Source organism: Clostridium chrysemydis (genome assembly GCF_015234215.1).
GTDB lineage: Bacteria > Bacillota > Clostridia > Clostridiales > Clostridiaceae > Clostridium > Clostridium chrysemydis.
Window position 1 is genome coordinate 1 of the sequence record NZ_JADEKP010000016.1, and the last position, 14,109, is coordinate 14,109.

Here is a 14,109-nt window from a genome sequence, read left to right on the forward strand (position 1 = left end):
CTTTATAAATATATGGGTTTGTGTCTTATGGACATAAACCTTTTTTATTGAGTAGTTTAAATTTAAAGCAGACCTTGTAAGACAGTGTATGCCTTTTATAACTAAACTATAAAAGTTGCCTGAAATGGCTCTTTATAAATATATAGTGTTATCTCTCTATAGCATAAAATATTTTTTATATTAGAGGATTTAGATTTTAGTAGTAGAATATATTTTAGTATGACAGTGTCTTACTTTGCATGACATTGTAAAGGAGGTTATTATGAAGTGGGATATAAAAGAACTTGATTCTATTGTTCAATTTATTAATTTGGAATTATCTAAAGGAAGAGCTATGACTGATATAGAAAAGGAAGAGTTTGATGTTAATTCGAGAGTTATTCATAAGAGACTTGAAAGACAAAAGTATAAAAGAATAAATAACCAATATATATTAAAAGAAGATTATGTTGGACAAACTGTCAGACATGATGTCAGCCAACATAATTTAATTATAGAAAAACCTAAAAAGAAAAAAGAGATGACACTAGCAGACGTTGTCTCAGTTACTGATAATAAGACTAAATTAGTTAGTTTATTAGATAACTATGATAAGATTATGGATTTAATAAGCAAAAGAGAGAGTAATAGTGGAAGTCATAATGATGGTTTAGTAATTAGTTTACCAAATGAAGAAGGCAAAAAAGACTTTAGAGTTACTGTTAGAGTAAATAAGAAAGTTATGGATAGATTTAATTCTTTTGCTGAAAATAATAAGATGTTTACTAAGAAGGAATTAATAAGCCAAGCTCTTTTAGAATTTATAGAAAAATATGAAAATAATTAATATCATATTAAATATAGACAGACAAATTAGCAGACATAATGTCTGCTAATTTATTATTAATAACACAAAAATATAACACCTTTAGCGTAGATAAATAGTGGGTTTAACAAATATTTTTAAAAAAGTGTTTGCAATTTGTGTTTAAGTGTTCTTAAATTAACTAATTTATATATAAAAACAAATATTTTTTATAAGAAAAAACACACCTTAAAATAAGCTACAATGCGGATTTAAGAAGAGTTTTTTTAAATATGTGTACTATTAAAACACAATAAAAATCTATTTTATTAAATATAGAGAATTTTATGATTAATTTTAGTGTATTTATTTGGGATGTGTTAAAAATGTACACTCATATAAATATAGTTAAAATGGGACTTATAGGGGGATTTTAATATTAGATGTACACGTATGTGTGTTACAAGAAGCAATATATATAATTAGCATAGATACAAAGTTTGAACTACTTCTAATTATGTAATATAATATAATTGCAGATATAAATAATATGTATTTTTAAATTTCAAGAGAGATTATATAAATTTACATATGCTATGAGTAATAAAAAACTAGTAATAATGATATTTTAGACGAATGCTTTGCGCATTCGTCTTTATTGACTTGAATTACAACTTTTCCGCCATTGCATTGGCTGCAACGTTAAATAAAATTTTTTGCAAAGCAAAAAATGACCAAACAAGTTTGGTTTTATTTAACGACGTATGTAATTCAAGTCATTCTCTAGGAAAGAAAATCAAAAGAATAGAAAATACGAGTGAGGTAAGTATGTCTAAGTTAATAAATAACCATTTAAGAAATGGCTATAGTGATTATAATCTTATGTTTTTGAAAAGATATATAGATACTTTAGATTCAACTAATACTATTTTAGATGTTGGATGTGGTCATTATAGAAATTTATATTTATTTTATAAAATTGGATTTAAAAATCTGTATGGAATAGATAAATTAATAGCAGATCCAAGTGATAAACCTAAAAGATTTAAAGTGAATTTTATTAATAGAGATATTACTTATGGCTTACCATATGAAAATAAACAGTTCGACGTAGTCTTATGCAACTTTGTACTAATGTTTATACCATTAGATAAGCTAGAAATGGTCATAGAAGATATTTTAAGAGTTACAAAAGGATATTTAATTATAGAAACGCAAAAACAGTTCTACAAAGGAAATAAAAGTGAAATAGAAGACTATAGATTCGGGGATATTAAAAAAATTATTGAAAAGAATACTGAATTTGAAATTTTAGATTTCAAAAGTTATAAAGAAAAATTAATTTTAAGGAGAACCGAATATGGCAAGAGGGAGAAAGTCGAATCAAGTTAAAGTAATTACATACAGAGATAAAGAATTACTTAAACAATTAAGCAAAACTGGATTATGTAATACTGCACAAGCAAAAGAACATTGTAATTTAAATTTGGGAAGACTACAAAAGCTTGAAAAGAGTGGATACATAAAAATGGATGAACACATAGTTAGAGGTGAAGTAAATAGAATAATAACCTTAGATAAACAAGGAAAAGAATTTTGTAGACAAGAGTTAGGAACCCAAATGTACTGTATTGCCCAAACAAATCACTTAGCGCATGATCTTAAGCTAACAGAAGTGTACTATAGATTAACTGAAGATATTAAAGATACCTGGAAACATGAGAATGAACTTATACAAGATTATTACAAAGAAAACCCAGAAGAAAAAGGTCAGTTAAGAACATTTATAGATGCGACTGTAGAAATAAATGGAGAGTTAATAGCAATAGAGAGTGTAGGTCAAAGTTATACAAATAGTATTATTGAAATGAAACAAGAAATTGCTGCATCTATTGGATGCTCAAGAATGGAGTGTGTTTAAGTGAAAAAGGTTGTAAGAGATGACATAATAGATTTAATTACATTTACAAAAGCAGAATTTAAATATTTAGATTATTTAAATCTATTAAAAGAATGTGGTAATTACTGTTTCTTAAGTCAGTTTAGAAACTTAATTCCTAAGGGTAGAAGTATTATAGATGGACTTATAGAAAATAATTTAATAGGAACTGAAAGTATAAATAAGAACTATAAATATATTTATTTAACGGATACTGCAATGAAATTTTTAATGTTGAGATTGTCTGATAAAGACTTTTCTAATCAAAGTAAAAAGAGTATTAGTGTTAAAAAAATTTCTAAATATCCTTCTGAAAAGCAGTTATTATCAGCAGCTTATAAATTTCATATGTTAGTTAATGGTGATAATGAAGTTAGTAAAGAGATTATATTAGAGAATATAAGAAATAAATATAAAGAAAAATATTTCTATAAGTATATTGATGGAATTAAATTTGAAGAATCAAAAGAGAAATGTATTGAAATAAAGAAATTAATAAGTGAAATTGATAAAAAGATATTACAGGAAAAAGAAAAGTTAAATGTAATAAATGAAATGAGTAATGAGATAAACTTAAAAGATTCATTATTATTAGATGAAAGTAGAACTACAATAAAAGAAATAAAATCGAAAATAGAGAATTTAGAGAATGAAATAAGAGAAAAAGAAAAATATAGTTTTACAAGAATAGCAAGTAAGAAAGATATTTCTTATATTCAAAATACAATCAATGAATTAAAAGAAATTAGAACATTTATAGAAATAGAAAATGAGAATAAGAAGAATTGTATATGTAAGTACAATAAAATGATAAATGAAAATGAGAATAGAATAAAGGAATTAACGAAATCAAAAGATCATTATTTAAAGATACTAAAATATATAGATAATGCTAGTAAAGAAGCTGATTTAAAGTTTAATATAGTAGAAAAGAAGATAGAAAATTTATATGATATTTCTAAGATAATAGTTAGAGTGAATAAAAATATATTAGAATTTTTAATTCTTGATACAGGATCATTAAAGAATTCAAAAAGCTATGCTAAGATAATAAATTCACTTTTAGAAGAATTGAATGAAATAAAAATAGAAAAAACTGAAGTTGTAATATATAGTTATTCTGAAAATAGAGCTAAAAATTTAGAAAAAGAATTTCTAAAGATTAAGCAAGTAAGGTCTGAAACAATTATAAGTGTACCTAAAAAAAGAGAAAGTAGATATACTAAAGAGGTGCTACGTAAAGCCAATGTAAAAAGAATTGATAATATATTTTATGGGAATGTAATTGTAAACTCAGAATGTTATTATTTAGGGGCATATAAAGAAATTGATTCAAGTAAGAAGTATATAAAAGCTAAAGACCTAAAGGTAATAGATGAATTGATAGAAAAATTAAAGTAAATATGGGAAATATAAAGTTTGATTTTTATAAAAAACGCCAGTATATGTAGTAAATTTGTATCTTTGTTACGAAACAATGCTGGTTTGAAGATAATTTAAAAAATAAGGGAACGTTTATTGCTAATAAAAAGAACCTATCTATATAGAATATTTTTATAAATTTCTATTATATAGGCTCTAATTTAAAGAAGTTATATGGTTAGTATTAAAAATTATTTACTTTTCTTAAAATATTTAAACATTTTATAACAAAAATAGATTATAAAAAGATATAGAGTTATATTTATGAAATTTATTATTATAGTACCAATGTTCACATTAACACCCCTTTTTGTAAAAAAATACTTGTTTTTTAAATAATATTTAATATAATAATATAGTAACACAAAATAATTTTACCTGGGGGGGTACAAATGAAGAAATTTATATGCTTAACTATTATTGGAGGTGTATTATTATCAAATTCATTATTTGTTAATGCACTTTCTATTAATGAGAAACAGACTACAAAATCAGAAGTTTCACAGGAGTCTAATAAGATAGCAAGTGATTCATTAGGAATGATAAGTGCAAAATTAGATGGAGATGTTAAAATATCTGATATAAAAGACACAAAAGATATTGATAAATCAAAATTAAAAAGTTTCACTAGTGAGGAAGATGCACTTGCATATGTGAAAAAAGAAGCACAATCATTAGTAAATGCAACAAATTCAAAATCACTAAATAAATTTATATGTAATTTTGCATACAATGGATATAGACATACTCAAAAGAGTCTTGGTTTTGGGGTTACTGCCTATATGAATGTAGATTATACAGCTAAGTGGAGTTCTTCTAAAAGAAGAAATTATTATGCATCTTCTAGCAAGCCCACAACTGGAATAACTGGATTTACTCTTTGGAATTCTTGGGACCATTGTGGAGGAGGATCAAGTATATCAGATGATGGACAAAAATTAACTGCATATGCTTCAGGAAATCTTAATATGCATATTCTTTTAAATGGACTTCCAAAAGCATTTTCTCAAAGAGTAGAGTTAAATGGTTCTTGGGGAAGACCTTAAAAATATAGATTTAATTTAAATTTTAATCTATAAAAAAGATACCTTTAATTTTATTTGGCTAAAAGGCTGATTTCGATATAATTTCGAAATCAGCCTTTTTATTATTAATATTAAATATATTTGTTAATGCGCTAGTTTAGTTAATATAATATTTTAAAATATATTTTTATTTTCATTTATGAAATCTACTTGAGAACATATATATTTAATAAATTTTCTGAAATAGTAAAGAGTGGTTTAAAAGAATTACCAGTAGAAGAAATAATGAAAAAAGCAAGTAATCAAATGAAAATACAAAAATATTAGTTAGAAAATATTAAAAAAGAACTTTTTAGAAAAATAGTTACTTATACTAAACAAAAAAGGGTGATTCTTGATTGAATCACCCTTTATAAATGGCTTAAAACCGTTAAAATATCCAATTTCGCATAAATTTAATTTAGCGAAATTAAGTTAAGCAAAAATATAAAAAGAGCTGAAAGTCTTGATATAAGTAAATCAAAGGTAGGTCATTTAGTTAAATAATATTTTTTGTCCCCAAAAACATTACGCTTATATTAGTGTGTGCTTTTTAAAACTAAAGAACTATTATTCTAATAATATCGCTACCCATTTATAATAAGATTAGATATAAAAAATACTAAAGGAGAATTTAAAAATGAATAAAACGATAATGGGAATAATAATAGGTATTGGAGTTTGTGGGATAGGTTTTACTAGTTATAAAGCTTTAGATTATTTAAATAAAATTGAAGAAAACAAAAAGGTTATAGAATCCTTAGAAAAGAAATCTGACGATTTAGAAAAAGAAAATAAAAAGCTGAAAGATAAACAAGAAAGTTTAGAAATAAACCAAAAGCAAGATTTATCTAAAAAGCAAGAAACTAATAATCAAGTTAATAAAGAGCCAGTTTCAGAAAACAAACAAGAACCAAAAAAGGAGGTCAAAAAAGAAAAATCTCTAACAGATCAATGGCAAGATATATATAATAGTTGGAGTGAAACTAAAAAACAACACTACGAGCAAGGCGTTTTAATTAACCCAACTCAACACGAAATAGCTGTTTACAAAGAAGTGTTTAAAAATACAGATAGGTCAAGAGGACCATATTTAAGACACGATGCGGCTATGGGCTTAGTTAAAGAATAGAGCATAAACTATGATTTAAAATAGAATAGTAACTACGAGAAATTATATAAAGTTTGAAACAGAGTTAGTTTTAGTACTTAATTTACCTCAAAACGAAGAGTATGAGGTTTTTTCTTTTTGGATACCTAAACAGTTTTGCAAATTTTATAAAGGTGAAAAGATTAACTATATAGAGATAGCGATAAGAAAAGATTTTTAAATAAATTTAAAACGCTATGGTAAAGTTCAACAACGCTACAGATTTGTAGAAGAAGAAAAAACAATATCAGCACGTGAATTAATAAATATTTATAAAAAAAGTAGTAGAGTAGTTTAACATATTTTTTTAGATTAGAGCAATAAAAAATATGTTAAACACTATATTACTAAAAAGTTTGAAAAGTGGGGGAGAAAGTAGTCACACAAGAAAATATTAGTTGAATTTAGATAGTGCAATTTAAAGTAATAATCTTAGCTGTAAATGTATATAAGAAAATATACTTTAAAAGAAAGAGAGATAAATTTAAATTATGACTAAGAAGAATAAGAACAAAAGAATTAAAAAGAATAGAGCTAATAGAAATGAGATTAAAATAATACTATTATTTATAACTTCAATATTGCAAATTGTATACTATCTAAAAAATATATTTTTTTAATTCACTTAAACATCATTTAGCGAAAAATATATTTTAATAGAATAATATAATGAGAATTTAAAACTAAGTTAATGTAATTTAGAAATTTAAATGTGATAAAAGCATAATAACAATTTTTTATATTAAAATATATGATTTTTTCAATTTTAATTTAGTGATGAATTGAATTTTCAGTTAGTATAACTTTAAGAATATTAATTCAGTTGATATAAATCATTTTAAAGTATAACTATAATATGTATATTTAAATAAGATAATTCTCAATTTTATGATTGTATTAAGAATAGCTTATTATTAACCACAAATTAATTACATTATAAAAAAGGAACATATTTAGATATGTTCCTTTTTTATAATGTAATGACTGAATGTTTTAGTTATCATTTAAATATGTTAAAAAACCTTTATAATAAAATAACACAGATAATAAGATAATAGTATGATTTTTATCAATGGGTGTTCAAGATATGAAGCAATTATAAGCGGTTGGTGAATAAATAATGTATAGACATCTATTAGGATGGCTGGAGCGAAAAAATTAAAAAGGTAATAAATATAAACTATATTTATTACCTTTTTTATGATTAACAAAAATATATTTAAAATCCTATACCATTTTAGAAATATACCATTTAATTAAAAATTAAAAAATGATTTAAATCATTATATTTTAAGGAATGACTTATTTTTTTTGATTAATATTTTAACAAGATAATTTAAAACATTAAATAAGATAAGAACATCACTTTTTTTTTCTGATAGATTTATTTCACCAGGTTTAATAGGATTATTTCCAATAACTTTAATTGACTCCAATACGGCTAGTATACTTTCATCTAAACCTTTTTTAACAAGCTTATGTATACAATTATCTAGATCATCTGTATATCCTAAATATGTTATTAAATTTTGAAGTGCTAATCTTAGCAAGGCACCAGCGCTACTAGGAGATAACTCTACTATTTTAGAGGCTTCCAAATAAATATTTTTTATATCTATAGGCATATTGGCTATAGGCTTTTCTGTTAATAAAGTTTTGGGATAAATAAGAGTATGATCAAGCCATATAGCTACATTATTGCAATTTTCACATATAGATATATCAATTGATTTAAGGGGGGTACGCAAAGATTTAGTAATTGAATTGTTAAATGAAATATTAAATTTATTATCAAGTAATTTATAATAGGATTTACCTTGGTTTATTTTTAATAAACTATAAGATAACCACTTTGTTTCAGAATTAATTTTGCAGTATGAACAAATAAAGTTAGCTTTAATTAATTCACGTTTTCTATTGATCATTTTAAGAATCACATCCTAATTGTGAAGTTTTATAATTATTAATATTTTTTTTGGTTAAAATAAGAGCAAATTTATTAATGCTCTTATTTCAAAAAAAGGAGAGTTTATAGACAATTAAATATCTATAAACTGTAATGAAAAACTACAAAGTCTAAAAATATTCTATGGAATCTACTAGATGATAAAATATACAGGAGTGTAAGTAAATGATTTAAATCATTTACTTTAGATAGATTGTCAAGACAACTGCGACACTTCGTTTAAAAATTTTTCGATTGATGATTGCCAACCGAGGAACTTACGTGGTCGGCTATTTATAAGGAACAAGTTTTTAACTAGTTCCTTGTTTTCTATTCTAGATAAATCCGTCTTCTTAGGATAAAACTCGCGTAATAAACCATTAGAATTTTCATTACTGCCTCTTTGCTATGATGAATATGGATCAGCAAAATAGACAGGAATCTGAAGATTTCTCTCGACTTCTTTATAACATGCAAACTCCTTTCCTCTATCAACAGTTGACGTTTTAAACGCGCCTTTAGGCAAAGCGTTAAATAGTTGTGATATTGTTTTCATCATAGAAGTTGAAGTTCTATCTTTAATTTTTAATGCAGTATAAAGTCTTGTTTTTCTTTCAACAAAAGTAGCTAGACAACCTTTGCTTTTCCCACGACTAGATACAACAGTATCTAATTCCCAATGTCCAAATTTTATTCGTCTATTAGCGTCTTTACATCGCTTACTAATAGAGGTACCAACTAAGAACTTTCCTCTAGTTTCTGTTGGTTTCCTACGCTTGCCTTTTTGACGTAATTTATTTAGATTACCACTATCAATATAACCTAAATAAATCCAACGATAAATTGTTTTTGTTGATACTATTCCTTTAGTAATTGTATTTGCAATTTGAGCTGGAGACCAAGTCTTACTTAAAGCATTTTCAATGTTTAAAATTAAATTAACAGTCTGTTTTCCTATATACTTAGGAAGTTGCTGACGCTGACGATAGTTTTTTTCTGCTAATTCAGCTTTATATGAAGAAGTAGGAATTCTCTTTAGCTCCCTTGCTATTGTTGAATGATGCCGATTTAATTCTTTTGCTATTTTTCTAGTTGAATATCCTAGAGAATTTAAAACTTCTAGCTTACTTCTTTCGAATATGTTAAGATGTTTATAGTTCATATTTGAATCACTCCCGTGTGTTTTGTGTCGTAACTTAATTTTACACGAAGTAGTTCATTTATGAACTTTTTTTATTGTCGCACTTAATTTTACAATCTATCTTTAATTAAAATTTAAAAAATAACAAGAAATTTTATAAACTAGAATGACAGAGTGTATTATTACAAAAACAACACCCTAATTCAGATTTTAAATATGCTATATCAATAATTTCAAAGAAACCAGAATTGATTGATATTAGGTTTTCTTTTTTTAATTCAGATAGGAGTCTACTTATAGTTTCAGTACTAGTATTTATAAATTTAGATAATAAAACATTAGAAATTTTGAAATTAATAATTTGTTTATTTGAGTCTTCTAATCCATAAATATTATACAATCTTAACAAGATAGACATAAGAGCTTTTTTTTTGTTATTTACTAAGGCTGATCTCATTTGCATAAATATCATTTGAGATACCAAGTCACTATATTCTATGAAATTAATAGATAAATTGGGAGATTCTTTTAACATATCAACAAAGGTATGTTCTTTAATAATACCTAGTTCACATTTTGACAAAGCAACAACATTAAAAAGTGATACAAAAGAATTATTATATGTTAGTTTAGGAATGAATATTACAGGAGCTTTATATATTCCTAATATTAGTTCGTTTCCATCTATTAATATACAACTAACTTTTATTACACCATTTAGCAATATTTTTAAATCCCCATAGTTAGTCTCTTGTTTTGAAATTATATCTTTTTCATATACATTTATTTTAGTTTCTATTTTGGGGATAATTACATTTAAAATATCATTTTTTATATTACATTCTCTCATTGAATAACTACCTCATATATCATTTTTTAGTATTTTATACCTTTTATATCAGATTAATAGAATATAATAAAAAGATATATAAAAACAATAGTGTTTTTGTTAATTTTATATGAATTAATTATAAGATATATGTTAATAAATTAAGATAACTACAAAGTTGATATTTATCATTTAAAATTTATTTAATTTAAAATAATATTAGTATTAACTGTATTTTGAAATGGAGATGTGTATTATGATTAACAATACTCTTGCAAATTACATTGTTAAAGAAATATTAAAATGCATTTGTTATAATGTAAGTATAATAGATATTGAAGGAAAAGTTGTTGCAAGTGGATGTAATAATTGTATTGGTTTAATAAATCCATATGTAAAAAAAGTTTTAGAAACTAAAAATTTTTTTGAAATTGAAAAAGCATCTAAGAATGTCAGTGAAGGTATTATTTTTCCTGTATTTTATAATGATAAAATTATATGTGGCTTAAAAATAGATGGTGATGTAAATAGTGTAAGGCCATTTGGAAAATTAATAGTTTCATTAGCAACAAGTTTGATTAATCAAGATTTTTTTATTAAACAATATATTGGTAGTTGGTTAAATAAAAAAAATCTTTTATCAGATATTAACTTAGAATTTGAAAAATTTGTTTTAGTATTTGATTATAGATATGAATATGAAATATCATTGGCTAATTTTATAAAAGATATTTTAAATAAGGGTAATTTTAAAATAGATGTTGCATCAAATAGGGTTGCTATTTTATCAATGATAGAAAAGAGACTACTTAATATTAAGTAGTCTCTTTTCTATTAACGATAAATATAGTACTTAAATAAAGAATTTATTAAAATCAATTAGGTATATTAAATAATAATAAAAAAAAATAAATGAAATTAATCATTTATTTTCAAAACAAATAACATCGGGAAAGGATAGTTAGTTGTTTTAGAGTACCGATTTTTTATAAATTTTATCAAACATTAGGGGGGGTTTGATAAAACTTAAGTATTTGGATAACAAAAAATTAATTCTATCAGTCAATGATTGATAGAATTATCGGACGATATTAAATTGTAATCTTAGTATAAAAAATGACATATGATTTTACTATGATTGTTATCATCAAAAATAAAAACAGTTATACTTTTTTATGATGATTAATATCATTTTTTATTAATTTGAAATAGATTACTATTTATTTTGAAAATAGTATATCAAGGAGGATTAGATTTATGATAATAAACCATAATTTAAGTGCAATGAATTCACAAAATAAATTAAATATTAATGCATTTAATCAATCAAAGTCAATGGAAAAACTTAGCTCTGGATTTAGAATAAATAGAGCTAGTGACGATGCAGCAGGATTATCAATATCTGAAAAAATGAGAGGTCAGATAAGAGGTTTACAACAAGGTTCTAGAAATGCACAAGATGGAATCTCTTTAATTCAAACAGCAGAAGGAGCTGCTGGAGAAACTCAAGAAATTCTTCAAAGAATGAGGGAATTGGCAGTACAATCTTCAAACGGAACTAATATTTCAGAAGATAGAATACAACTTCAGAAAGAGTTTAAACAATTAAAAGAAGAAGTGAATAGAATAGGTGAGCAAACTCACTTTAATAAACAAAACCTTTTAAAATCATCAAAAAGCGTTAAATTCCAAGTAGGAGCCAATTCTTCACAAACAATAAACATTGTAATGAAGGACATAAGAGCTTCAGCATTAAAGATAAATAAAGATACAATATCAAGTCAAACAGGTTCAGCGGCAGCTATAACTAGTATAGACGCAGCTATACAAACTGTATCAAGCTTTAGAGCTGATATGGGAGCCGTCCAAAATAGATTAGAAACATCAATTAGATCAACAGATAATACTGCAGAAAATCTACAAGCTGCAGAATCAAGAATAAGAGATGTGGATATGGCTAAAGAGATGACGAAATTTTCCAAGGAGAATATATTAACACAAGCTTCTCAAGCTATGTTAGCGCAAGCCAATCAACAACCACAACAAATTCTTCAATTATTACGTTAAATAGGCTAAGTATTACATTAAATACTCCAATTAGATATATTGGGTTTAATTAAATTTGGTATATAATAGTAAAAATCAGTATTTTAGGCGAATGTTTCTAACATTCGTCTAAAATAGCTTAAAATATAATTATGTTTCAAATTAAATATGTGTTATGGCGACAAAAGTAGACTTAATATGGTAAAATATAAATCAAGAAAATAAAAAGAACGGATAAATGTAAAAAGAGTTCTTCCATCGCCAAACAGAGTAACTCTTTTTAAATCCCAAATTCTATAGGGAATTTCTATACTTTTTTTCTATACTTATATTAACAAAGAGTATTGAAAAAGTAAATAGATAAAACTTCCTTCTGGATTCGGGAATATTGATTTGGGAAAGGAATTAATATGGGAAGTTTAGCAAAAAATATAGCAATAATGCCGTATGAAGGATATATACAAATAGTTAAAATAGAAAACGGTAAAACAGTAAATTTAGGAAACTTTAAATTTGATAATTTAAATGAAGTAGAATCATTTAAAGAGGATGTAAATATATTTTATACTCCTAATACAAACTATAATGGAAAAAGGGGAGTAGATAATTTAAAAAATCTAAGATCATTGTATATAGATTTTGATATACATTCAAGGAAATTAACTATAGATGATATAAATTATATAATAGTAGAGACATGGTTATTAGCTGATAAAGGTAAGATACCAAGACCTACTAAAGCTATTGTAACAGGGAGGGGAGTTCATATATATTGGGAGTTGGAACCAAGTAGTTATGGAGCTCTAGCTACTTGGCAAGAATTAGAGGATTATTTATACAATAATCTAAAGCATTTAGGCGCTGATAAAAAAGCAACAGATGCAGCAAGATTAATGCGACTTGAAGGAACTATAAATCCAAATACAAATACGACTTGCTATATGTATGTTTTTGAAGAAAAAAATATATATAGTATGTATGAGTTGAGAGATCAATATTTAGATTGGAGAAATAGACATAATAAAAATAGTGTAATCAAAAAGAATAATAGTAATATAATTAACTTTTTTAATAGTTATTCGTTACATATTGCAAGAGCAGAAGATATATTAACATTAGTAAATATAAGAAATGGACAAGTTGTAGGATATAGGAATTTTATATTACATTGTTATGCCTACTGGAAAGGTATATATGTACGTAATTATGAAGAGTTAAAAGAATTAGTAATTGAATTAAATAATAAGTTCAATATTCCATTAAAAGAGAATGAAGTCAATGCAATACTAAAATGTATACCAAAGGCTATAAATAAATTTTTAGAATATGAGCAAGGAATAAGAAGTGGACAAGTTAAAAGAGTATCTAGGAATATGAGAGATAAAGGTGGATACTGGTATAAAAATGAAACTTTAATAGATAGATTAGATATAACAATAGCAGAACAAAAACAACTTAAAACAATTATAGGAACAAGAATTAAATATGATAGAAATAATATAAGAAGAACTCCAAGAAATGAAAATGGATTAACAATAAGAAAACAGAAAAAAATAGACTTAATTGAAAAAATAAAAAGTTTAAGTAAAAATGGATTAAAACAAATAGAAATAGCAAAAGAATTAAATATAAATAAAGCAACTGTAAGCAAATATTTAAAGTTATAAAAGTTGCCTGAAATGCTCTTTATAAATATATGGGTTTGTGTCTTATGGACATAAACCTTTTTTATTGAGTAGTTTAAATTTAAAGCAGACCTTGTAAGACAGTGTATGCCTTTTATAACTAA

Annotated in this window: 11 protein-coding genes and 1 pseudogene; 9 read left to right on the forward strand and 3 right to left on the reverse strand. The window is 24.7% G+C overall.

The window, feature by feature from the left end; translation table 11 throughout:
* Nucleotides 1-262 precede the first annotated feature (262 nt).
* The 6 genes from INR60_RS16950 to INR60_RS16975 all read left to right on the forward strand — a co-directional run bounded on the left by INR60_RS16950 (nucleotide 263) and on the right by INR60_RS16975 (nucleotide 6,341).
* Nucleotides 263-826, forward strand: coding sequence for a hypothetical protein (locus tag INR60_RS16950; RefSeq protein WP_194192672.1), 564 nt, complete (start codon nucleotides 263-265; stop codon nucleotides 824-826).
* A 648-nt stretch (nucleotides 827-1,474) separates the two neighbouring features.
* Nucleotides 1,475-2,176: a class I SAM-dependent methyltransferase gene (locus INR60_RS16955; protein ID WP_194192673.1), complete on the forward strand. Its 702-nt coding sequence runs from the start codon at nucleotides 1,475-1,477 to the stop codon at nucleotides 2,174-2,176.
* Entirely contained in the window at nucleotides 2,145-2,705 is a 561-nt protein-coding gene (locus INR60_RS16960) for a hypothetical protein (protein WP_194192674.1), read from the forward strand. Before INR60_RS16955 ends, INR60_RS16960 begins: the two co-directional genes overlap by 32 nt.
* Entirely contained in the window at nucleotides 2,706-4,124 is a 1,419-nt protein-coding gene (locus tag INR60_RS16965; RefSeq protein WP_194192675.1) for a coiled-coil domain-containing protein, read from the forward strand.
* 413 nt (nucleotides 4,125-4,537) lie between these two features.
* Complete coding sequence (locus INR60_RS16970; RefSeq protein WP_194192676.1) at nucleotides 4,538-5,191, forward strand: hypothetical protein; 654 nt, start codon at nucleotides 4,538-4,540, stop codon at nucleotides 5,189-5,191.
* Nucleotides 5,192-5,849: 658 nt separating this feature from the next.
* Nucleotides 5,850-6,341, forward strand: a complete 492-nt coding sequence (locus INR60_RS16975) for a hypothetical protein (protein WP_194192677.1) — start codon at nucleotides 5,850-5,852, stop codon at nucleotides 6,339-6,341.
* 1,301 nt (nucleotides 6,342-7,642) lie between these two features.
* Here INR60_RS16975 and INR60_RS16980 read toward each other — a convergent pair.
* The 3 genes and pseudogenes from INR60_RS16980 to INR60_RS16990 all read right to left on the reverse strand — a co-directional run bounded on the left by INR60_RS16980 (nucleotide 7,643) and on the right by INR60_RS16990 (nucleotide 10,295).
* The gene (locus INR60_RS16980; protein WP_194192678.1) at nucleotides 7,643-8,284 is read right to left on the reverse strand and encodes a DUF4145 domain-containing protein; all 642 of its coding nucleotides are present in this window, start codon (nucleotides 8,282-8,284) and stop codon (nucleotides 7,643-7,645) included.
* Between the two features lie 237 nt (nucleotides 8,285-8,521).
* A pseudogene (locus tag INR60_RS16985) lies at nucleotides 8,522-9,466 on the reverse strand (IS30 family transposase).
* Between the two features lie 133 nt (nucleotides 9,467-9,599).
* Nucleotides 9,600-10,295: a Crp/Fnr family transcriptional regulator gene (locus tag INR60_RS16990; RefSeq protein WP_194192679.1), complete on the reverse strand. Its 696-nt coding sequence runs from the start codon at nucleotides 10,293-10,295 to the stop codon at nucleotides 9,600-9,602.
* Between the two features lie 235 nt (nucleotides 10,296-10,530).
* Between INR60_RS16990 and INR60_RS16995 the strand changes: the two genes are divergently transcribed.
* The 3 genes from INR60_RS16995 to INR60_RS17005 all read left to right on the forward strand — a co-directional run bounded on the left by INR60_RS16995 (nucleotide 10,531) and on the right by INR60_RS17005 (nucleotide 13,987).
* The gene (locus tag INR60_RS16995) at nucleotides 10,531-11,097 is read left to right on the forward strand and encodes a sugar diacid recognition domain-containing protein (protein WP_194192680.1); all 567 of its coding nucleotides are present in this window, start codon (nucleotides 10,531-10,533) and stop codon (nucleotides 11,095-11,097) included.
* A gap of 434 nt (nucleotides 11,098-11,531) precedes the next feature.
* The gene (locus INR60_RS17000) at nucleotides 11,532-12,341 is read left to right on the forward strand and encodes a flagellin N-terminal helical domain-containing protein (RefSeq protein WP_194192681.1); all 810 of its coding nucleotides are present in this window, start codon (nucleotides 11,532-11,534) and stop codon (nucleotides 12,339-12,341) included.
* A 389-nt stretch (nucleotides 12,342-12,730) separates the two neighbouring features.
* Nucleotides 12,731-13,987, forward strand: a complete 1,257-nt coding sequence (locus INR60_RS17005; protein WP_194192682.1) for a DNA-binding response regulator — start codon at nucleotides 12,731-12,733, stop codon at nucleotides 13,985-13,987.
* The last annotated feature ends 122 nt before the right edge of the window (nucleotides 13,988-14,109 follow it).

Bases quoted from the DNA above. Each gene is read 5' to 3' on its own strand.
- INR60_RS16970 (WP_194192676.1), top strand. From the start codon at position 4,538: ATGAAGAAATTTATATGCTTAACTATTATTGGAGGTGTATTATTATCA.
- INR60_RS16950 (WP_194192672.1), top strand. From the start codon at position 263: ATGAAGTGGGATATAAAAGAACTTGATTCTATTGTTCAATTTATTAAT.
- INR60_RS16980 (WP_194192678.1), bottom strand. From the start codon at position 8,284: ATGATCAATAGAAAACGTGAATTAATTAAAGCTAACTTTATTTGTTCA.
- INR60_RS16975 (WP_194192677.1), top strand. From the start codon at position 5,850: ATGAATAAAACGATAATGGGAATAATAATAGGTATTGGAGTTTGTGGG.
- INR60_RS17000 (WP_194192681.1), top strand. From the start codon at position 11,532: ATGATAATAAACCATAATTTAAGTGCAATGAATTCACAAAATAAATTA.
- INR60_RS17005 (WP_194192682.1), top strand. From the start codon at position 12,731: ATGGGAAGTTTAGCAAAAAATATAGCAATAATGCCGTATGAAGGATAT.
- INR60_RS16995 (WP_194192680.1), top strand. From the start codon at position 10,531: ATGATTAACAATACTCTTGCAAATTACATTGTTAAAGAAATATTAAAA.
- INR60_RS16960 (WP_194192674.1), top strand. From the start codon at position 2,145: ATGGCAAGAGGGAGAAAGTCGAATCAAGTTAAAGTAATTACATACAGA.
- INR60_RS16990 (WP_194192679.1), bottom strand. From the start codon at position 10,295: ATGAGAGAATGTAATATAAAAAATGATATTTTAAATGTAATTATCCCC.